Origin of the sequence: Halobacteriovorax sp. RT-1-1 (genome assembly GCF_047085455.1) — a bacterium.
GTDB lineage: Bacteria > Bdellovibrionota > Bacteriovoracia > Bacteriovoracales > Bacteriovoracaceae > Halobacteriovorax_A.
This window is the reverse complement of the sequence record NZ_JBKIXZ010000001.1, coordinates 1,519,602-1,542,486: the sequence shown is the minus strand read 5'-3', so window position 1 is coordinate 1,542,486 and position 22,885 is coordinate 1,519,602. Positions and strand designations below refer to the sequence as shown.

The 22,885-nt window shown below is 36.9% G+C and carries 13 protein-coding genes; 4 read left to right on the top strand and 9 right to left on the bottom strand.

The window, feature by feature from the left end; all coding sequences use genetic code 11:
- On the bottom strand, positions 1-3,707 hold a 3,707-nt coding region (locus ACMAWV_RS07605; protein ID WP_412523476.1), incomplete at its 3' end, for a hypothetical protein.
- Between the two features lie 368 nt (positions 3,708-4,075).
- Here ACMAWV_RS07605 and ACMAWV_RS07600 point away from each other — a divergent pair.
- Complete coding sequence (locus ACMAWV_RS07600; protein ID WP_412469641.1) at positions 4,076-8,962, top strand: hypothetical protein; 4,887 nt, start codon at positions 4,076-4,078, stop codon at positions 8,960-8,962.
- Here ACMAWV_RS07600 and ACMAWV_RS07595 read toward each other — a convergent pair.
- Genes ACMAWV_RS07595 through ACMAWV_RS07585 form a run of 3 tightly spaced genes read right to left on the bottom strand, consistent with a single transcriptional unit; the run spans position 8,949 to position 11,742 of the window.
- Positions 8,949-9,965: a hypothetical protein gene (locus ACMAWV_RS07595; RefSeq protein WP_412469642.1), complete on the bottom strand. Its 1,017-nt coding sequence runs from the start codon at positions 9,963-9,965 to the stop codon at positions 8,949-8,951. The genes ACMAWV_RS07600 and ACMAWV_RS07595 overlap by 14 nt on opposite strands.
- Complete coding sequence (locus tag ACMAWV_RS07590) at positions 9,962-11,047, bottom strand: hypothetical protein (protein WP_103217453.1); 1,086 nt, start codon at positions 11,045-11,047, stop codon at positions 9,962-9,964. The genes ACMAWV_RS07595 and ACMAWV_RS07590 overlap by 4 nt, the downstream gene beginning before the upstream one ends.
- A 23-nt stretch (positions 11,048-11,070) precedes the next feature.
- Complete coding sequence (locus ACMAWV_RS07585) at positions 11,071-11,742, bottom strand: hypothetical protein (protein ID WP_103217454.1); 672 nt, start codon at positions 11,740-11,742, stop codon at positions 11,071-11,073.
- Between the two features lie 334 nt (positions 11,743-12,076).
- On the opposite strand from ACMAWV_RS07585, the gene ACMAWV_RS07580 reads away from it, so the two are divergent.
- A complete protein-coding gene (locus ACMAWV_RS07580; RefSeq protein ID WP_392991674.1) occupies positions 12,077-13,855 on the top strand; it encodes a S41 family peptidase in 1,779 nt (592 codons plus the stop codon).
- A 15-nt stretch (positions 13,856-13,870) separates the two neighbouring features.
- Here ACMAWV_RS07580 and ACMAWV_RS07575 read toward each other — a convergent pair whose 3' ends face one another.
- Together ACMAWV_RS07575 and ACMAWV_RS07570 are read right to left on the bottom strand one after the other, a co-directional pair.
- Positions 13,871-14,698 (bottom strand): SAM-dependent methyltransferase, encoded by an 828-nt coding sequence (locus ACMAWV_RS07575; RefSeq protein WP_103217456.1) that lies wholly within the window; start codon positions 14,696-14,698, stop codon positions 13,871-13,873.
- Between the two features lie 157 nt (positions 14,699-14,855).
- Complete coding sequence (locus ACMAWV_RS07570; protein ID WP_103217457.1) at positions 14,856-16,964, bottom strand: hypothetical protein; 2,109 nt, start codon at positions 16,962-16,964, stop codon at positions 14,856-14,858.
- Positions 16,965-17,287: 323 nt separating this feature from the next.
- Between ACMAWV_RS07570 and ACMAWV_RS07565 the strand changes: the two genes are divergently transcribed.
- A complete protein-coding gene (locus ACMAWV_RS07565; protein WP_412469643.1) occupies positions 17,288-18,031 on the top strand; it encodes a glutathione peroxidase in 744 nt (247 codons plus the stop codon).
- Positions 18,032-18,067: 36 nt separating this feature from the next.
- Here ACMAWV_RS07565 and ACMAWV_RS07560 read toward each other — a convergent pair whose 3' ends face one another.
- Entirely contained in the window at positions 18,068-20,242 is a 2,175-nt protein-coding gene (locus ACMAWV_RS07560; protein WP_103217459.1) for a glutamine synthetase III, read from the bottom strand.
- A 79-nt stretch (positions 20,243-20,321) separates the two neighbouring features.
- Positions 20,322-20,480 carry a hypothetical protein gene (locus ACMAWV_RS07555; RefSeq protein WP_158246831.1) on the bottom strand — a complete coding sequence of 53 codons (159 nt, stop codon included), beginning with the start codon at positions 20,478-20,480 and terminating at the stop codon, positions 20,322-20,324.
- Positions 20,481-20,531: 51 nt separating this feature from the next.
- Between ACMAWV_RS07555 and ACMAWV_RS07550 the strand changes: the two genes are divergently transcribed.
- The gene (locus tag ACMAWV_RS07550) at positions 20,532-21,104 is read left to right on the top strand and encodes a 4'-phosphopantetheinyl transferase family protein (RefSeq protein WP_412469644.1); all 573 of its coding nucleotides are present in this window, start codon (positions 20,532-20,534) and stop codon (positions 21,102-21,104) included.
- Here ACMAWV_RS07550 and ACMAWV_RS07545 read toward each other — a convergent pair.
- On the bottom strand, positions 21,101-22,843 hold the full coding sequence (locus tag ACMAWV_RS07545) for a M61 family metallopeptidase (RefSeq protein WP_103217461.1): 1,743 nt from the start codon (positions 22,841-22,843) through the stop codon (positions 21,101-21,103). The two genes, ACMAWV_RS07550 and ACMAWV_RS07545, sit on opposite strands and share 4 nt — an antisense overlap.
- Positions 22,844-22,885: the final 42 nt, after the last annotated feature.

Sequence of the window (22,885 nt, the reverse complement as noted above, 5' to 3'; positions counted from 1 at the left end):
CCAGCAAGCTCACCCTTAGCTTTTCCAAGAGCGTCTTTAAGTCCACCGATCTCTTTACCCATACCGGCCATCTTACCTTTAGCTTGACCTAGGGCCTCTTTTAAACCACCGTTTTCTTTACCAAGACCAGCAAGCTCACCCTTAGCTTTTCCAAGAGCGTCTTTAAGTCCACCGATCTCTTTACCCATACCGGCCATCTTACCTTTGGCCTGTCCAAGTGCTTCTTTAAGACCACCGATTTCCTTACCCATACCAGCAAGCTTACCTTGAGCTTGTCCAAGGGCCTTCTTAAGTCCACCGATTTCTTCACCCATGCCTTTCATCTTACCTTTTGCCTGACCTAGAGCTTTCTTAAGCCCTCCATTTTCCTCAGACATACCAGCAAGCTTACCTTCAGCTTGGCCAAGTGCTTTCTTAAGGCCACCAATTTGTTCGCCCATTCCTTTCATCTTACCTTTGGCCTCACCAAGAGCTTTCTTAAGCCCTCCGTTTTCTTCTGCCATACCAGCAAGTTTACCTTGAGCTTGTCCTAGTGCTTTCTTAAGTCCACCATTCTCTTCAGACATTCCCTTAAGTTGCCCCTCGGCCTGCCCTAGAGCATCTTTAAGTCCACCATTTTGTGCCATAAGTGATTTATTATCACCTTCAAGTTTACCAACCATCGCCTTAAGACGATCAACTTCACCAGCAAGACCCTTATTCTTAGCGTCCCCTTGTGCAAGTTTTGATTGAAGGTTTTTGATATCACCTTTTAATCCTTGATTGTTCTGCTGAGAACGAGCAAGGTTTGATTTAAGTCCATTAACATCATCGTTAAGACCTGCGATTTTTCCATCACGAGCGGCAACATCAGCATTAAGTTTTTTGATTTGAGAATCTTTTTGTGCTGTAAGTGAATCCATCGCTTGCGCATGCTTACCTTTTAGATCTTTAATTTGATTGTCATATGCAAGCTTCTGATCTGACTTACTTTTTTCAAATTGTTTTGTAAGATCAGTAAGTTCACGTTTGTGATCAGCGTTAAGCTTTGCAATCTGTGACTGCGCATCTTTTTTAACACCTGCTAATTGCTTTTCTTTTGACTCCAGCTCCGATTGGAACTTCTTGTTTAAATCAGCAATTTTAGACTCATATCCAGCTTTTTGTTTGGCTTCAGATTTCTTATGCATTTTCTCTAGATCAGTAATTTTCTTAGCATGATCTGAGTTAAGCTTTGCAATTGTCTCTTGTGACTTCTTGATTGTTCCAGCAAGTTGAGCTTCTTTAGTATCAAGTTCTGACTGATGCTTTTTATTAAGATTTGCAATCTGAGACTCATAACCCATTTTTGTGTCTTGTTGTTGCTTCTGGTGAGACTTTGTTAAGTCATCAACCTTCTTAGCATGATCCGAGTTAAGCTTCGCAATTGTCTCTTGTGATTTCTTGATTGTACCAGCAAGTTGAGCTTCTTTAGTATCAAGCTCTGATTGGTACTTCTTATTAAGATTTGCGATTTGAGTCTCATAACCCATTTTCGTATCTTGTTCTTTCTTCTCATAAGCTTTCGTTATATCTGTAACTTTCTTTGCGTGATCTGCATTAAGCTTTGCAATTGTCTCTTGCGACTGTTTCTTTTGTCCTGCTAATTGTTGATCTTTAGAAGTAAGCTCTGATTGGTATTTCTTATTTAGGTTAGCGATCTGGGTTTCGTAACCCATTTTTGTATCTTGTTGCTTCTTTTCATACGACTTAGTAATCGTATCTACTTTTTTAGCGTGATCAGAATTAAGCTTAGCAATCGTATCTTTTGATTGTTTAATCTGACCATCTAACTGTTGTTGTTTAGATGTAAGCTCTGATTGATGTTTCTTATTAAGATTTGCAATTTGAGTTTCATAACCCATTTGCGTATCTTGTTGCTTCTTTTCATAAGATTTAGTTAAGTCATTAACAGTCTTTGCATGATCAGAATTTAGCTTTGCAATCGTCTCTTGCGACTCTTTCTTTTGACCTGCTAATTGTTTTTCCTTAACATCAAGTTCACCTTGATATTTCTTATTAAGATTAGCAATCTGAGTTTCATAACCCATTTTAGTGTTTTGCTGCTGCTTTTCATAAGTCTTTGTAAGGTCAGCAACTTTTTTCTGGTGATCCGAGTTTAGACGAGCAATCGTCTCTTGAGAGTCTTTTTTCTGACCCGCAAGTTGCTTATCCTTTGTATCAAGTTCTGATTGAAACTTTCTATTCATATCAGCAACTTGTTTCTCATAACCTGCTTTTTGTTGCTGTTTTTGTTGCTCATAAGACTTTGTTAAGTCCGCAACCTTATTCTGGTGATCAGCATTAAGAGTTTTAATTTCATGCTCTTTTGTTGAGATGATATTTGCATACTTCTTATTTAGGTTATCAACCTTAAGCGTGTGATCTTGATTAAGCTTTTGAACTTCTTGTTGCTGTTGCTTTTTCTGTTCAACAATTTCTTTCTCTAGCTTTTCTTGGGCAATAATACGCCCTTCAATCTCACGATTGGCCTTAGCAATTGCTTCTTCATTTTTGCGCTTAACTTGTTGAAGCTCTTGAATTTTCTTTGTATCTTCTGTTACTTTTTGAAGAGTATTTGCTAGTTTTGATCTTACTTTTACAATCTCATTATTAACAAGTTTGTTTTCAGCTTGTTGCTCCTGAACTTTCTTTTGTTCAACTTCTAGCTTTGTTTCAAGCTTTGACTTAACTTGAGTAATCTTCTTAATATCTTCAGTTTGCTTAGTAATCTCTTGTTCAAGCTCTTTAAGTTTCTTTTCTTGTTGAGTTTTAACTTGCTCTACACTTGAAAGAGTTTCTTCGATTTTCTTCTTCTGCTCTTCAACTTGTTTCTTTTTCTTATCTAACTCACCAACTTTTGAGTAAAGAATATTATTCTTATCTTTTGCTTTTGCAAGCATCGAGTCGCGTTCTTTAATTTGTTCTTCAAGATCAACTAATGATTTTTCTTTGAACTCTAAAACAGTTTTAATTCTCTTTTGCTCTTCTTCTTGCTCTTTAATCTTCTCTTTTGTTTGCTCAAGATTCTTAGAAAGCTTTTCATTCTCTTGAGACTTCTGCTTCATCTCTTTAACGATTTGCTGAATTTTCTTCTCAAGCTCTTTTTCTTCCTTCTTTTGACGCTCCATCATTTTTGATAGCTTATCAAGTTGGGCCTCTTTAGAACGTAGATCATCTTGATTCTTACGAATTTCTTCAAGACGCTTCTTCATTTCTTTTGCTTTTTCGTTGATTTCTTTCTTTAATTCAGTATTTTCACGAGAGATCTTTTTTGACTTATACTTTTCTTTATCAAGTTGTTGTCCAACTTTTTCAACAATTGACTCTTTCTTTGTTTGGTTCTCAACCATTTCTTCCATGATCTTTTTATTCTTTTCAAGTTTCTCAACAAACTTAGAAAGCTCGACCATTTTTTGATTGATCACGTTCTTATAATCAGTAACCTCAGTGATTGATTGCTCAATCTCATTCTTGGCCTTCATTTCTTTGATTTTTTGCTCTTTGGAAACCATTCCTTCAAGTTGTTCTTCGTGTTTCTTCTTTTCCTGCGCTTGCTGCAAAGATTTAACACCAACTTTAATCATGGCGAAAACGAACATAACTAGGAATACAACCGCAACGGTTGTAAACATATCTGAGTATGAACTCCAGATTGACCCGTCGTCTTTTCTTTCTTCTCTTTTCATAATCCTACCCTCGAACAGCTATTAGAATAGCGATTTCTAAAGTTTATTAAAGAGAATGGCCTCTAAGCCGTTTAAATTTCTGTCTATCTTAAATATTTACACGAACTTAGCTTAGTCTATGAGCATTTTTGGGGCCAAAAACCAACTTGCAAGATGAACACCAAAAGTGACAAGTATTGTGGCCAACATAAATAATTTTGGCCATTGCCAAGTATCTGAGTCAAATGCTCAGATGGATTTTAGAGATTTTCAGCTCTAACCTCCTAATAACTCATTTTATTATGATTTTACTGCGGCATATTTTAACCTTACTTTATATTAATCTTAAGTAGTTACGTGATTGAGACGATAACTATTTGGGATAGTAAATGAAGAAATACACGGAACAGTTTAAATTCATTCTGATGTTTACGCTAATGCTTATGATGGCAAGTTCATGCGTACCTCAGGCAGCTAATAATCGCTCTACATCTAGCAGTGAAAACGATGGTGTGGAAACAGAGATCAACGATCCAACGTTCGCTGATTCAAGGGCCTATATTCAATATGCAGGTAATGTCTATGATGGCGTATTTGAATTGGATAATTACTTTGATGATAAGCTGACATTAAGGGGCCGTGGAATTCATAATTATGTGAAAGTAAATCTTAATAAGACTTACTGTGCTGTCGTTAACTTCCCAGGTATTGAGAGTGGTACACCACTAGTGGCAGTTGGTTTTCCACAATACACAATTAACGTTTCAGAGAATTCAAAAGAATACTTCTTAAGATTTACTTATCGCTCAATTGATAAGTCTATTACTCAGAGCTATTGTGACAATATTGATGTTCAGTCATTTATTGTAGGTAAGGCCCTAAATTCAACGAAAGTAAAATACGATATTGATGAAATTTGTCCAACTTGTTCAAATATAACAACAACGTCAAGTTCACTTCTATTAACAACAAGTTCAGGGGATGACCTTACAACGGCACTTGGAAATAATATTTCTTTCAAACTATTCTTCACTTATATAGGAACACCTGACACAGGAAATTTGTGTTCACAAGATTCACAATGTAGTGGAAATGGTAGTGACTACTGTTGTCTTAATGGACAATGTGTTCAGGATTTATCGGAAAAAACACAGAATATTCCAAGTACTGTTTTAAATGAGATTGATCTTAACCCATCTGCTATCTATAACTATCCAAATTACTATAATATCTGTACGACAGGTTCTGTACCTGGAACTGACCCAGATGAGGATTATACGCCAGATGAAGAAGCGGCCATTCGCTTTAATCGCCTAAAGCAACTATTTCAATGTACCACTCCATTTGATGGTGAGCGAGGTATCTGTACAACAATTTATGAAGGTGCTCGTACTGATCTAGACGAAAACTACGAGACAAATATTGATGATACAAATTTTGCTTCTACCTATAAAGGAACAAAGCCTTTTGCAAACTCTGTTCATGAAGTACGTTATCAAAATGGAATCATCTATAAAGAAGGTGCTGCTATTGTTCCAGGAACAGTGACAATATCAGGAGAGAATGACAACTTAACAGATACAACAAAACTTAAAATTACAACTCCATATAGTGAGACGAATAAGTACAAGAACTTAGAGATTGATGCCTATACTGATGTTTCATGTAAACGAATCAATAACTTCCAAGCACAATGTTATAAAGTATATAAGCAGGGACAAAATGAAGGGATGGCAACAGACCACTACCCTGGTACACAACGATTCCAAATTCCTTATTATGCAAATTTAGGAAATAAGCTAGTTGTTCAAGTTGATGAAGTCACAAGAACACAGAATTCTTCATGGACACTTTCAATTGGATCAATCAATGAAGTTGTCTTTGGAGACAATTATATTGTTCAGGACTCACAGACTGTTAAGATTACATTTTATGTAGACCTTAGCACTTATCCTACCATTCTAACTTCAAAAGAAGCTGCTCAACAAGAGATTGCGACATACTGTAAATGTTCACTTTCTCAATGTGCACTAGAAGAAGTAAGAGATACAAATGACGTGGTTGTAAACTACCAATGTTACCTAGTTTCAAATCAACCACAAGCTCCTTTACAACAATCATTCTATCTCTCTGCAAAGACGGCCCCGCAAAGGTATTTTGACAGCAATGGTGTTTCTAAAAAAGACCTAACGCTTACTGATGTTATTCTTGAACCAAACCTTGCTCAAGAAGGAACAGCATTTGCCTATGCTAACGGTGATAAGTCAAAGCCAAACAATCTAACGGATTACGTTGGTTTTAGTGAGATTTATGGAAGCTTTGATCTGACAAGTACAGCTGCCAAAGCAGCAAAAGAAATCCAAGTAAATGAAGGTATAACTTATGATATCTTCGTTTCAGGTGGAAACTACTCTAGTTGTTCATCATGTGGAAATGATTACTACGCTTCAAGTTTAAAGTATCTTTCAAATGAATTTATAAATGGCCCAGCAGGATATCAACCGGACCTAACAACATCATCGCGTACGAAAACAACAAAATATCGCTCTGATGACTTTTTATTTGGACGTGCCTGTTTTGTACCAGCAACAATGCTTGCTTGGACTCATCAGCCATATGAAGATCAGCAAGATCAAAGATTAAATCGCATGAAGGCACAGCACTTTATGGTTGCTAATGGCTATGACCGCGACTGGTATGGATTCAACTACGGATCTGTTATTGGATCATTTGATGGAGTCAAGTGGTTCGCAGTTGGTTCAAAAAGAAGAATTAAGGCCACAAGTAATAAACTATTCTTAGCAATTAATGCTAAGTTTGCAGATCAAACTGTTGAAAACAGCTACTCTGTAACAGTACAGGATTCAGTTATTAATGGTAGTTCAAATATTCCAACTACTGACTATGCAACAGATGGTGCAACTTGCCAGCAGGTTCATGCCTGTAACACAGATAATGAATGTGTCTCAGCTCTAGGTTGGGATTACGCTTGTGAAAATATATCAACTCTATCGTCACCTTTTCCAAATTTTGACGTTAACGGAAATGAAATCCCACAAGAAAGTGATATTGATCGTCTACTATCTTTAAGTGGAACTTTTTCTGGTGGAGTTAAAAGATGTGTATACAGAGGACGTGGAGCAGCTTGTCTACCAGAATATAATAATGTGAACAACTCGTCTCAATCTTACACGACAGTCGGTTCGAAGAGACTTCACGGTTGTTCATTCAACAATCATTGTCAGCCACTAGAAGGTGCCAATAATGAAAAGTTCAACAATCGTCTTTCTCGTAAGGCAACTTCCCTAGCATTTCAAAATGGTCAAGTTGATTCAGATGAAGATCTTGTTTCAACAGTAGGTCTTGAAGCACCAGCACTTGGCCGTCCATTTAACTATATTGGTAATGAAGCACCTAATTCTAATGCAAAGAAGAATCTACTTCTTAATAATGTTCAGGGACTATGCCTTCCTGGACGTGATGCAAATCTAGAAGATGTTGTCGTTTCAATGGATCGCGAATCAGTTCTAGTACCAGACTTTATTGGGAATATGGGGAACACTGTTACAGATCTACAAAATAATGTGAATCTTAATACTTACCTAAGCTGTCCAACTTTCGATACGACAGGAGACTATGTTGCCTTTGACCGCATTAATAATGTGAGTACAAGAACATCTGACTTACAACTTCTTTCTCGTTCTCAAAACCTAAGTACTTACTTCTTAGAGATTTTTAATGGACTGACAAATAATAATTTACTGAAAGATCTTGAAGATGAAGATGCACCATATGTTGACTCACAGGCACTACCTGTTAATGCATGTCTAAGAGCACCAGGTTCAACTTGTTTTACAGATTTAGATTGTTCAGCTTCTAAATTTGTAACAGATAATACAAAAGGTGTATCAATCGATGATCTAATCACGGCCACAAGTCAGTATGAACTTTCTTTCTGGCAAACAGAACAAGTATGTTCACAACCAGCACGTGTTGGTGATGATGACTATGACATAAGAAATAATCGTTGCTGTACTCAAATGGGAAATACATTTAAAGTCCCTACTCTTGATATCTTTGGAAGACCAATTTCAAATGATTCAACAATCACAAATAGTGATGGTGTTGATCTTACAAGAGTACCTGGAGCAGAAATTGGAGCAAAAACTTCAACACGCTTCTCAGGAAATGTTCTAACAGAATATGAGAGAGAAACAGACGGGCTAAACACAATGACGATGGCCACAAAGGATGCAGGAATTCCAGAAGCTAGTGCCTACTCACAATTTAAAGCACTTTCAACATATGGAAAGAAAATGTGCTGTAGCGAAAACTGGGTTCGTAGTTTCAATAAAGAAGTTAATGGTGGTGGCCATGAGTGGGGACCAAATAAAATGCAAGCACACGGACAGGACTCACTTGAAGATTTCAAATGTTACAACTACGCTGATCAGTCAAAGCAAAACTGTAGTGCAACTCAAGCGCAAAATACATCAAGTTGTTCTTTAGTAGATATTCCAGACGCAATCGGTGAAGATATCACAAAGTGGCTTGGATATTTTGAACTAACAGGTATTCCAAATATTGTTATTAAAGATCATATCTCAGGTGTAGTTGATATGAGTGATAACAAATGTAGTAAACCTATTTACCGCGATGATACAGCAGCTCCTGAATATGGTGTTGACGGTTATATGATTGCAGATACTCTTGACTACGAGCCACTATCAAAAGCTAACGAATTTAAGCCAGTATTTGAAAGTGATGAGTTTGCTTGTTGTATGCCAGCGGGAACACAGATGCAGGCCGGTGATGATGCTAATCTATGTTGTACAGGTTATATCAATCCGCAAAATAACAAGTGTCAGCTTAAAAATTATTCGAACGTATCAGCATATACAAATCGTTTTGTATCAAGTGAGCTTCAAAATCTACCAGACTCAGATTTTGAACCACTAACAGGACATATGAAAGATCGTGAAAAGTTAGCAATCGTTGCATGTCAGCAGAGCATGTGTGCTGATGGTTATGTTGGTTTTGGTCTTGCTCATGGGCAGTATGGACTTCCAGAAGAGACACTGGCAGATGCAGATGCCGCTGGTGTTGGTAACGTTAAGCGATTCATGCAAAACACTGACAATGATAATGAATTAGGTCGAGTGGATTATTTCCTAGAAGGTCTAAAGTGGAATGCACACGTGTATTGTCTACCGGCCAACGTGGCAGCTGAGCTACAAGGCTCAACACCAGCTGTTCAAGTTCTTAACTGTAATTAAATTTAATATCAGCAATAATCTTAGCGAGGAGTGCCTTGGCCGCTCCTCTATTATCTTTTGCTATATAAGGATGAATTTTTAAGCTGAGACTTAATTGGCCATTAAACTCCATTGCAACAATTCCTACTGGAAAATTTTTAGATCCAGGAGTCGTTGCAAACCACACTTCATCTTGACAAAGAGATTTATAACTTTCATCACTAACATCCCAGGCGCCAATATTAGAGAATGTTCCTAGCCAGAAATTTTTAGTCGCTGAGTTTCGTGAAAGTTTTGCCATGTAATTACGGCCAAATAAAACACCAATATGATGAACCCACCATAGGCCAATGTGATTTAAAGTTTTTACTTTTTGCGAAAAGCCATTTCTAATTTCGTTATAATCAGAGTTCGCATTTAAGCGTAGTTGAACAAAAGAAGTATGATTCTCGTAAGGACTCTTCTTATTTACAATCCCTCTAATATTAATTGGCAGAAGCCATGAGTATCTTAACTCTTGTGCATCATCTTTTATGAGAGAAAAAACGTGGTGATTAATTAATTCTAGAAGAACAACATTTTGCGAAAGTTTCTTCTCCTTTAAGAAATCATTAAAGGCCTTAGTTTCCTCATGGTTAAGAACGCCTACCTCAAATTCATAATTATCTTTAGGTCTATTATCATTTTTCTCCTTCCAATCAGGAGCACTTGCAGGTGAAATATCCTTTGCTTTTAAAGCAAGCATCAGATGTTTCCAAAAAGATATTTTCTTATGATAATTAGAATAGACTGGAGTTCTCTTTGCTCCAAGCTGAGTTAAATAATAAGGAATTGAGGCACTTCCATCCATCAAAGAATGAGAGTATTCAAAGTACTCAGGTGAAAGAAGGTTACCGTCATGCCACTTAGCACGGCCAATCACACATTGATCGTTCTCTCCCCTTTCTTTTAATAATTCATACCAAACACCTACCCAGTCACGGCCAAAGTAACGTTTAGAAATAATATTAAAAGGCCATATCACAGAAGACTTCCTTCAAAACGAAAAGATCTCTTAGGCCATAGGCCCTGATTCTCATCACTGTGAATTTCAAACATATGTCCTGTGCTTTCCACAACAACGCCGTCAATTAGTGGCGAGAAGTGAATCTCATCCTGTCCCGTATATAAGTTACAGATATGATAATGACTCAACAGATGTGAATCTTTTAAATATTTAATCATAGCAGATATGATATCTTTTTTTGTATCGTTACTCATAGCAGACTTAAAACAGAGGTATTGAACCTCTAAGGTTTTTAAAATACCATTATCAACTTTGGGCCTTCCCATCATTTCAACAATATTAGTTAAAAACTTCTTTGCAAACTTTAAGTTATATAGCTTGTAAGATCGTCCAAGATCGCGATTGGCAATCATAAAGATTGAGACTAAATCACTGCCATCAAATACACCGTAATAGGCATTACCTTCTTGATCATCGAGCTCCTCCATAAGGTCTAACTCATGGGCCTCTTGTGTATAGAAAGTTGAAAAATCAGAAAAAGGGATTTCTCTTACATCAAAAAACGTTGGATTAAAGACTGCAGGAATCACAACAGAATAGACGTGATAATTATTGATATAGCGGTAGTTATAACCTCGCCCTCCCTTTGTTAAGGAAGCTATGGCCTTTTCATTATCCGATAAGATCGCGGTGTAGGCCATTTCACATCGAAGATCTTCGGCCAATTTAGGAAGAGCAGCAATGACATCAGCAAAACATTTACGCCACTGTACCTTTGCTCTTCTTCCTCCTTGAGGAGAAACTCGTAAATCACAAAAATATGCAACAGGTCGATAGTCACCATCGATAAATCGTAAGTGTCTTACAATTGTACCAACACCACAAATACTTAAGTCTTCATTTAGAAATAAGAAGGTCCAGAAATGGTTTCCTTTTCTTTCGTAAAACTTGAAGAAGTCACTGCCACGATCAAATGACAATGCTTCATCACCAGTTTCCATATGAATATCTTTATAAAAGTTTAAGATCCCTTCGTTATCTTCTTTAGTCGCCAGCCTAATATGTGAGTAAGGGGCAACGACCTCTTCCAAGGTCAACATACAAACGCTCCTTGCTAGCCAGACTAGCTATAAGATTTAACTTTTTTAATTGAGCGAGCTTTTAGTAGTCTCTTTAAAAGGAACATTACGATGCGACCAAATGATAAATGGACATTCATCATTGTTCCATACTCAATAACTTCATCATCAGGCTCACTCATACCAGGTAGCATTTTAGTATAGCCTTTATAAAGTCTAAACGGGCGTATTGTATTATAGATCTCACCAAGTTTTGGCTTGGCACTTGAGTATGCATAAATATAAAAGTTACGTCCCATGCGTGATGCTTCAATATACATCATAAGCCAGAAGTAAACTCCTAGCAGTCGACAACGTTGATAGCGTGACATCCAAAGTGCTGTGGCTTCGAATAAATCATTTTCAAAATCTGGAACATCTTTTTTTAATTTTGCTAGGGCATCATCAGGTAAACTTTTTACGACACGAGAATCACTACCTAGTGCGAAAGTAAAACCACCACACATTAGCCCGTGTTTATTAAACAGAGCAAATGTCTTATTTCTAGCAAGAAAATCTAAAGGAAATTTAACACCAATTCTTTGGTAAGCGAGTTGTTGAAACTCTTGTAATTCATCAAGTTCGTTAATGCATCTTAGTTCCGAGCGATAAATACGCTTAACTCGGCGCCCCGTTCCAACAATAACACCTGGCAAAACAGCTAATTGTCTAATCATTACTCTCTCCTGTTAGAGTTGATGGGGACATCTTAGGAATAAGCTTAAGCATCAGTAAAATCTCAAAAGATTATTAAAATTTCCCCAATTTCATCCTGCGCACTAATAATACCTATAAAATTGCGCGCTTAGAAAGGGCCAAGAGAAATCTTATTCAATTTCTAACAACATTTTTGGCCATTTCCGTCAAAAAAATATTATTTGCAATAATTATTAGTGTCATAGTGCTACCTTTCGAATTTGTACAAGTGTGAATAATTTCAATAATTAATGCCAAGTACCATGACTTGCGCAGGCCTCATTGCTATTTTTCTCCATTCACAAAAGGAGCCCAATGAAGACAATAATGTCCCTACTACTATTAAGTTTCATGGCCGTTTCAAGCTATGGAATGCAAATTAATAAATCTGCTTTTTCTGGCAAGAATTTCTGGTACATCGATCAAATCGATCGAGTTGAGATTATTACAGATCTATACAAGCAAACAAAAGCTGAATACGCCCTGTGGGAAGTGAAGAAGAAGCGCATCGGTGTTGACGGAGATAAGATATTTAAAGAAGCAATTGAAGCTGAGCAAACAATTGCTGACGTTGATGATGCTGTTTCACAAGCAAGAAGTAATATGGAGTTCTACGATCGTGCAAGAAAGTTAATTGCTAACTTTCAAGATACACACTTTGGACTAAGTACTCATATTGCAGCTCCATGGATTGTATCAGGTTTTAATACAAAGTTAGTTGAAGCTAGCGGAAAAGTAATCATTGCCTCAAAATACGGTAAGGTTATTGAAAAATCAGTTATTGAAACACAAAACTACTACATTAATAAGATCGAATTAGGTGATGAGCTAATCAGTGTTGACGGTGTAAAAGTAAGTGATGCAATTGATGCACTTATGCCTTACATTGACGCATCAAGTCCTGCCTTTGCAAGATCAAGAGCTGCTGCAATGTTAATTGAGCGCTACTTTCTATTTCCAACAAGGCCATATTTTGACATTGAATTTAGAAGTGCAAAAACACAAGAGACTCACAAGGTTCGCCTACCTCTATACTACTCTGGTGATACTAGTATCGTAAGAAAGAAAGATATTTCATTCTACCTTGATCAAAAAGGTTTCTTAAAGTTAAAAGAGCTTCGTTTTAAATGGGATAATCAACAGAGAACTTTTGTAAAAGACACAAGTCTAAAAGTAGATACTTTACCAGAAGGCCTTCCAAAAGGTGCTATTGAATTAGAAAACTGGACATCAGCAAATGGTGGTGGAAGCCCTATCGTTCACTCTGCTCTAATTCTTAAAGATGCAAAAGCATATGCTTATATGCAGGTAAACTCTTTTTCAGTATCAACAGTATACTTTAAAGGTGAGCAGCTTTCTTTTATCGAAGCACTTAGAAAAAATATTAAATTCTTTAAAGCACAAAACTTAGACCTTATTTTAGATATTAGAAATAATGGTGGTGGTAATGGTGGCTACCCTGCTCAACTTCTTTCTATGCTAACAGAAGCAGATAAAACCTACCCAAATGCTACTTGGGCCTCAGCAGTTACTCGTTATATGAGACAACTAATTGAGTACTACGGTGTTGAAGAAATCTTTAAAGACATTGATGGAAGTGATTGGACAATGCAATCTGATGCTTTCTTTGAAGCTGCAAGTGAAGGAAGAATGCTTTCTCGTGCAACTCAGAATATTGATATTACAGCTGACCCACAAGTAGGTGGATATGATGGAAAGATCGTTGCTCTAGTTTCACCAAATTGTATTTCAGCGTGTGATATTACAAGTATTCTACTGCAAGGCTCAAAAAGAGCGAAATTAATAGGAACTCATGCAAACGGTACTGGTGCAGGATACCGCTCAAATGACGTGTATAACACGCAATTTAAGGACCGCTATAACGTGTTTTCAACACAGATCCCAAATATGCTATTTGGATACGGTGTTGAAGGTCACCAATTTGGTAATCTCTTAGGAATTGACTCTGCTTATGAGTTAAATTCTGAAAACGTTCCAGTTCAGGCCGATATTAATTATGTTGAGACAAAGAAAGACTTAACTAATTACATGTCAGGTTGGATTGAAAAAGCAATTGAAGTTTTAAACCAATAAAAAACATAGGCCACGCTATTTGCGTGGCCTTATAAACATTCCGATTTCTCTTCGATGCGAAGGAAGATGACAGACAGAGACTTCATACTTCTTATCAGCAGTAAATACCTTTATCCAATCATCAACCTTTTTAAGATCATTAATTACAGGTGTCTTAATAGTTAAGAAAGCACCTTTAATATTCTTATAAAAGTCCATTATACGACGCGACTGATTCGTATTTAAATCTCCATTCAAGTTTAAATCTGAAATGAGCCAGTCACAGTGCTTTGGTAGCTGTGCCCTAGTCACATCAAAGACACTCTTTTTAATATGTGAGAATTGATCTCCAAATTTTTCTGAAATAATTGGATCCATAAGCGCCGGATCAACTGAGACAAGCTTGGCCCCTTTTTCGAGGACATAGTATGAGATTCCACCTGGAGCACTTCCTATTTCCACAATCTGATCTTGCGCACTAATCTCTTCTTTATAAAGCCTAAATGCTTGGCACGCCTTATGATAGGCCCTAGCAGGAACCTCATCAGAAATTTCACTCTCCGTTAAAGAGAAGGTATCGACAGGAGTGATAATAGTATCAAAGTGCCAAAATTGATTTTCCCCCACTCGGATATACTCACCATCAAGAGGGATCTCATTATATTTATCGATAAAAGTCGCCTGTCTACGTGCAAAGGCAACAGGCTTTTTAATAAGCTGTGTTTCGTAATTATCTGGCCCCTTCATGCTAACAAACTCTTTGTTAGAAAAGCTTAGGTGAAGCTTGGGGTGCTTTAGCTTAATTTCTTCTAAAAGAAGATCTTTAAGTTTTGGATGATAGAAGAATAAGTAAAATGTGTTCATAAAAGCTATAGTAGCATGAATAGATAGCTTGGGATAGAACAACTGGCTTCTTAATAGAATTCTAATAAATAGGCATCTTCTCGATTTTTAAAAATGTGGCATAAAATGCCAAGAAATTGGGACGCCCAAAACAAGGGCGTCCACAACGTTATACATCTTATAAAGATGCTGGTGATCTTAGATTTTCTTTAATTTGAAACTGCGTAAAAATATTCTCTTTATTAACACCTTCAGAGTAGAAGTTTTGATAAGGAATATTCCCATTTAAATTTGCACTTACACTACCTTTATTAGGATGTGATCCAAATAGACGTGTCAAAAGATGATCATTTTTAATCTGATTATTTACATTATATGCAATATCTTTAAAACGCCACAGCGGTAGTTCATGCTTATATTTTGCAAATAACTGTTTAGAACCAATTTCCATACATGCTGCGATCATTGACCTTCTCTTAGATGGCCTAAAAATATATTTCCAACGATACTTCTTCTCACACTTCTTTTTAATCTCAGAAGTGTAATTGCCAGTCGACCACTCCTTTAAAAAGTCTGCATACGAGTCATATAATTTATGACGACAGCTACTAAATAGTGAGCGAAGCTTCACGAAAATATTTTTCGATTTTCCTCCACACGCTTCTTTGAAGACATTGTAGATTTCATCTGAATTACGATTTAAAAAATTAGCTATATTTGAATTATCCATCGTAATAGTTGATGTAAATTCCGCCGGAGCTCGGACTTGATAATTATCAAACATCGAGACAAAGTTTCCATAGCTATTTGTACGGGCCCTAACAAGATCCTTCATTTTATCTTCTGTCTTTGACACTGCCCAACTATAGTCCTTATTAACCTTACTTTGCTGATCAAAAGTCATCGTAAATACGTTACTGCTGAAGATATCAAAGTCTCGTCTAGCATGAATCAGTTCTTCTTCTGACTGATAATTTATATTCACTTTCTTCGATTCAACACGGTCATTAGAAACTAATTGATCGTAACCAATAAGCTTACCTAAGACGGCCCCAAGTAATTTAGAGAAAATATTTTGAGTATAAGATAGTCTTTCATAACGATGAGAGAAGAATTTATAAACTCTCCCATCCTTAACAACCTCAGTTGACTCAGTTTGAGAGTTCTTTACTCCACCAATGATGAAAGCAAGATACTTCGATTCTTTTAATTCCTTCTTACGGTTTTCATAAGAAGTAATATTACTCGCAAGTGTTGAGTAATTAAATTTACCAAAACGCACAACGCCTTTAAGCTCATTTAATTTCTCACTATTGTTTAAATCATCAACATATAAAGACATATATGCTTTATATGACTTCTCAAAGCTATAATTAAAGTCATAACGAAATAAAGTAAGTCTAATTAGATTTAAGAAATCGGCCATTAAAGTAATATTGGCACCTGCAGAGATTAACTTTGAATCCTCAGCGCTTAATCGAATCATCTCATTGGCCTTAGCATTATCAGCTGGCCCTAGACGTTGAATCTCAACAGTTGATTTTCTTTCGTACTTTGCAAGAGCACCAGCAGCGACACCAATTCCTTGATAAGAAGCAGTGGCGGCTGCACCAGCAGCAAATGTAAGTGCATCTTCCTTTTTGATAAAATCATAATCACCAAGTTTAGAAAAATTCTCCGGCCTTAAATACTTATACATAAAGAAAAGTCGATCAAATTTTGTTTGGAGTGCATCTTCAACATTGTCAGCAAAGTGATTAAATCTCATTGTTCTCTTTAGGGAAAGATTACTATAAGACTTTAAGACAGATGGAGATATATTAATGATCCCCTTTTGTTGTAGTGCACTTAAGAAGTTTCTAGCTGAAATTTCAATAACCATCTCATCATTAACGAGGTAGCGATCTTCATCAAATAAGGAAGGTGCCGCACTTCGGTTAAAGAGAACTTTAAAACCATGAAAATCTCCAGCATGTCGCCAACCGACAAGATTAACTCCACCAAAGAAGCCATTGGCATCATGACTTAGACGATCACCTATTGCCTGATAATTGGCCTGGTAATTATCATAGATTTGTCGGTAAATTGGCGAGATATCGGCCAAGTCCGTACTTGAAAATTCTGTTTCTAATTTATGATTATCAACCGAAAAATTAGAAAAAGTAACAGGTTCAACGACATCATCTTGCGCAAGAGCAATCGACGTCTTTGTATTAAATAAAAATGTGAAAATTAAGAGAATAAGTGTTTTCTTCACTCTGTCCTCTGTATTACTTTTTAAGTTCACCACGTCCCCCTTTAGTGATTACCCAATACCCAAGGCTCACTAGCGGAAAAGAAACGGGAACGAACGTGCAATACAGATTCTTTTAGCCTAAAAGGGATTCTACGTTCATTATTCGACACGATGCAAGAAATTCTTATTATTTATTGTCATTCATCAAGTTTTGAATAGTTACCCAGAATTTTTAATAGATTTTACTTATCTTAAGTTAATTTTAATTTAATAGAATTATTAGGAGATAGTGCCGATAATAAAGACAAGACAAAAGTGATGACCTATTGTTATGGTCAACTTAAGTGAACTAAACAAAAACAAGGAGAATTATAATGGCATTTGAAAGTATTGATGGAAAGCAGGTTCCAAAGACTTCTTTTAAAATTTTTAAAGATGGTGGCCTAGTTGACCTATCATATGATGAAGTATTTAAAGGTAAGCGAGTTGTGGTTTTTTCACTACCTGGTGCATATACACCAACGTGTTCATCAACTCACCTTCCTCGTTACAATGAGCTTGCTGGTGCAATAAAAAAAGAAGGTGTTGATGCTATCTACGTCCTATCTGTAAATGATGCATTTGTTATGGATGCTTGGATACAAGATCAACATGCAGATGAAATTGGTGTCTTACCAGATGGAAATGGTGAGTTCTCTAAAGGAATCGGACTATTAGTAGATAAGTCTGATATTGGATTTGGGGCAAGAACGTGGCGCTACTCGATGGTGGTAAATGATGGTGTTGTTGAAAAATCATTTATTGAACCTGATAAACCAGGTGACCCATTTGAAGTGTCAGATGCTGATACAATGCTTAAGTACTTAAACCCAGAGGCCAAAGCACCAGAGGCAATTGCTATTATCACACGTCCAGGTTGCCCACACTGCCACCGCGCTAAAGAGCTTCTAACAGAAAAAGGGCATAAGTATAACGAGATCATACTTGGGCAACATACTTCTAACCAGTCACTATTTGCTATCACTGGGCAAACGAAGGTTCCACAAATCTTTATCAATGGAGAAAGAATTGGTGGACGAGATAAATTAGATGAATTAAATGAGCAAGGAAAGCTTTAAATAAAAAAGGCCGCCTATTGGCGGCCTTCTACATTATTAAATCAAAAATAACATTTCAAAATAAGTTGGCACTGGCCATAAATCATCCGGAATAATACTTTCAAGACGTCCACAGTGATCAGCAATCATCTCACTAATAGGCATTAACTCATAAGCTAATGAATGGGCCACTTTTTCTTCATCATGTACATCACTTAAACCTGCCAAGGCATTCTTAAGATTTCTATTTTGCTCAAAAACAGCTTCTAAAGAGAATTGTAGATCTTTTAGAATTTCTGTTTCTACTGACGCTTCTACTTTAATGGCCTTTGAAGCAGCAATTGATGCGGTTAACTTGGCCTTGTAATTAAGTGCCGCAGGGATAACTAATTGGTTAACCATATTTGAAAGAGTACCAAATTCGATATTACGTTTCGTGATATATGTTTCCAGAAGTACATTGTAGCGAGTATCGAGTTCTGATTCACGATAAATACCATGCTTCGTTAGAAATGCTGTCTCTTGTCTATCGACAAGAACATTTAAGCTATCAGCTGTTGTTTTTAAATTAGGAAGTCCTCTTTTTTGGGCTTCTTCAAGCCACGCTTGAGAGTAGCCATCACCGTTAAAAATAACATCCCAAGACTCATTGATAAATGTGTGACAAATATCAAGGAGTGCTTGATCGATAGAAACACCATCACGAATCTTTGCTTCTAGAAGATTATTTGCTTCTTCTAAAACTGCAGTTACGGCACCGTTTAGAATTGTCAGAGGAAAACCAATTGATTGGTCTGAACCACAGGCACGGAATTCAAATTTATTTCCAGTAAATGCAAATGGTGAAGTACGGTTTCTATCAGTGTTATCCTTTGGAAGCTTAGCAAGTGCACCTGCACCTAGATCAAGAATCGTTTGTGACTCAGGAGAGAATTCCTCACCTTCTTTAATTGCTTTAAAGATTCTTTCAATTGTTGAACCAGTAAAGACAGAAATAATTGAAGGAGGGGCCTCATTAGCACCTAGGCGGTGATCATTACTGTGAGAAGCAATTGCGGCCCTTAAAAGTTTAGCATGGCGATGTACTGCTGCAATAACAACAGAAGTAAAAGCCAAGAAACGATAGTTTTGATGTGGTTCACTTCCTGGGTCAAGAAGATTAATTCCCGTATCACTTGCTAGTGACCAGTTAAGGTGCTTTCCTGAACCATTGATACCGGCAAACGGCTTTTCATGTAAAAGCGCAACAAAGCCATGACGAATGGCCACATTTTCAATCATGGCCATTACCATGTGATTATTATCAGCTGAAACGTTAGCATCTCTAAAGATTTGAGCAAGCTCAAATTGTCCTGGTGCAACTTCATTATGACGAGTTTTTGCAGGAATTCCTAGTTTATGAAGTTCATAATCTAGCTCTTCCATAAAAGCGAGCACACGCTCATTGATGGCCCCAAAATAGTGATCATCTAATTGTTGATTCTTTGTTGAAGGAGCTCCAAAAAGAGTACGTCCTGTCATCACAAGATCTTCTCTTAAATTATAGTAATTCTTATCAATTAAAAAATATTCTTGTTCTGCACCACAAGTTGCAATGACTCGTTTAACATTCGTTTCACCTGATAGGTGAAAGAATCTCTTTGCGGTTTCACCCAGGGCCGAAACTGAACGAAGAAGTGGTGTCTTCATATCAAGGGCCTCGCCGTGATAAGAAACAAAGGCAGTTGGGATACAAAGAGTTTTTGATTCACCTGTACCAATTAAAAACATTGGAGATGTTAAGTCCCAAGCAGTATAGCCACGAGCTTCGAAAGTAGAGCGAGATCCACCATTTGGAAAAGAAGATGCATCTGGCTCACCTTGAGTTAGCTGAGACGCTGATAACTTTTCAATAGGTCTTCCAGTTGAGTAGTCAAAATCTAAGAAAGCGTCGTGCTTTTCAGCAGTTGATCCAGTTAAAGGTTGAAACCAGTGACAAAAGTGAGTTGCACCTTTATCAAGGGCCCACTTTGTAACGGCCTTTGCAACGATCTCGGCCTGGGCCTTAGAGATATGAGAGTTTGAATGTATCGCCTCGTTAATTTCTTCTTTAATTGAATCAGGGATTTCCTCTGCCGTTTGAATATCAAACGTATTTTCACCATAGTAGTCTGTTACTTTTTGGTGCTTACCTGATTTGTCTCTGGGACGTAGAAAATTTAAACCTTGAATTAGATTACTTGGGACACTCATTTACTTCCTCTCCGTGGCAGTATAGATGGATAACTCCCTATATTATAAGGACTAAAGAGGATTTGTGTCCAATGAAAATTTATTTCTTGATTGTGATTGCTTGAGAGTAAACTTGCGTTTTAAACACCTGATTATGATCAATTTCGGCCGCCTTGATTTTGGACATACAAAGTACACATCCTGCCATTAAAACAAAGATCATTTTTACGATTGCTTCATATGCATCCGGTGGTAACATTGCTAACTCCAAAAGTTTAGGCTAATTTAATTGACTTAATATTAGAGCATAATGGCAAAAGAAATGCTGATGAGCAACAAAAAATTCATGCGAAGTACATTTTTATACCTTGGCCAAGAGGAGCTACCAGAAGGCTTCATGGCCGACAAGCGCAATGACTTTAGACTGAGTCGTTATTGTTTATCTTCATTAACTGGCCTTAAAGATATATCTATTATCAATCACTTACATTTAGATAATCATGACAATATGCTAGTCTCAATTAGTCATACGAAAGAGCTTGCGGCTTGTGCGCTATGCATAAATAAAGATGTTAAGTCAGTCGGTATTGATATTGAGTGGTCTGATCGAAAAATGCGTGAAGGAACTTTTAAGTATTTTGTCTCACATGAAAGAGAACTAAATATACACTCTCCTCTTGAGATCTGGTGTATTAAGGAAGCGGCCTTCAAGGCCTACTCACCTTTTCATGATGATGAAAATGAGAAGATATTGGTCTTAACTGACTTTGAGATTTTAGAAAAGGGAGTTCTTAAAGGGCCCAAGGACAATAAGCTTGTCTATGAAATCATCGAAGAGAAATATCAGGGCAGGCCCTTTAAGCTTGCCCTGAGTGAATATTAAAATAAAAAGCTTTCTAATTTCTTTTCATCTTCGATATTTATTTCTTTAATCTCTCTAAGACCGTTTCCAAGAGTAACTCTTAAAGTCATCAACTTCCCTGTGCGAGCAATTAAGAAATCAACTTGATCATTTTCTTTATACATCTCGGCCATTGTATCGTAGGCTTTCTTATCAAGTCTTAATGAGTTAAGAGCAATAAGTTCATCACCTGCATTTAGTCCTGCTTTATACCCACAACTTTCTTGGCGAATTGACTTGATGATAAGCTTTCCACCTTCTTCGGCCACTGTTGCACCAATATCTAGCTTAGGAGTTGTCCACTCAACACTAGCACCCATGCGCTTTAAGTAATCTTCAAAATCAATTTCTTCAACACCTTCAACAAGAAGTCTAAATTCATCGCTAATATTTTTAGAAACAAGTCCTTCTAGGATTTCGAAGAAGCCTTCTTTTGTAATTCCCACAGCAGGTCTTTCTTTATAATCCGCCCATAGAGCACGAACAAGATCGTTGATTCCCTTTCCTTCATTCTTCATCAGTGTATTAAGAATAAAGAAAACGAGCCCACCTTTTAGGTAATAGCTAACAGATGAGTTTTTAAAGTTTTCACCAGCACGGTAAAGTTTAATCCAGGCATTGAATGATGAATCTTCAAGAGAGTGATAACCACGCCCAGGAGTGCCAAGGTAATTGTTAATATTCTTCTTCATACACTCTAAGTATTCTTTTAGAGAATAGAAGCCACTGCGATAAGTGATAAGCTGATCAACAAAGCTAGTCATCCCTTCCGTTAACCAGTGCATACGAGTGTAGTTTTCATTTTTATAATCAAATGGCCCAAGCTCAACTGGACGAATTCTTTTTACGTTCCAAAGGTGAAAGTATTCGTGAGCAACAAGTTCCATATACTCTTTATAGCCTTTCTCTTTTGCTAAATGGAATGGACAAAATTGTAGTACCGTCGAGTCTAAGTGCTCAAGTCCACCAAAGCCACTTGGACTTAAGTGAGTGATAAAATAATAGTGATCGTAAGGAAGCTCGTCCCCTACTATCTTTGCAGTCTCTTCAACAATCGTCTTAATATCATCATTAAGCTTATCCATCACTTCTTGTGAAGATTGAGCATGAGCAAAATCTCCATAGAAAGCAATATGGTGTTCTTTATTTTGGTGCATGAAACCATAAGTCTCATGGCATCCAATCTCAATTGGAGTATCAAGAAGCTCATCAAAGTCTTGCGCTTCATAGATAAAATGATCTCTTTTTTCAGAAATATCTTTTAAGGCCGTTGTTACTTTTGACCAAAGTGGATTAATTTTAATTTCTACATGTGACTTACCACTTTGCCCCTCAATGCCAAGAAAAACACTTGGCCCATGTAAGAAGGCATGCGTGTTATCAACATGAGAAGTACGCACAGTTAATTCATGACAATAGATACTATAGGCAATTCTTATTTTTCCATCTTCACCAAATGAAGTCGATTTAAAACTTGGGTGAGTAAGATCAACTCTCCACTCATTCTTTGAAACTTGTTCATGGAAAAGACGTTGTCCTTTCGAATCTTCAACCTTGATTTCTTTAATATGACGAGAGTACTCTCTCATTAAATAAGAGCCTGGCGACCAAGAAGGCATAAAGAAGCGAACTTCATTTGAATTTGTATCCAGCACTGCATCTAAAGAAATATTAACTAAGTGAGTGTGGGGATTTGGAATATCGATTATATATTTAAGCATTTATCGCTCCTTTCATAAGCTTTCGTATTCTACCAATTTATT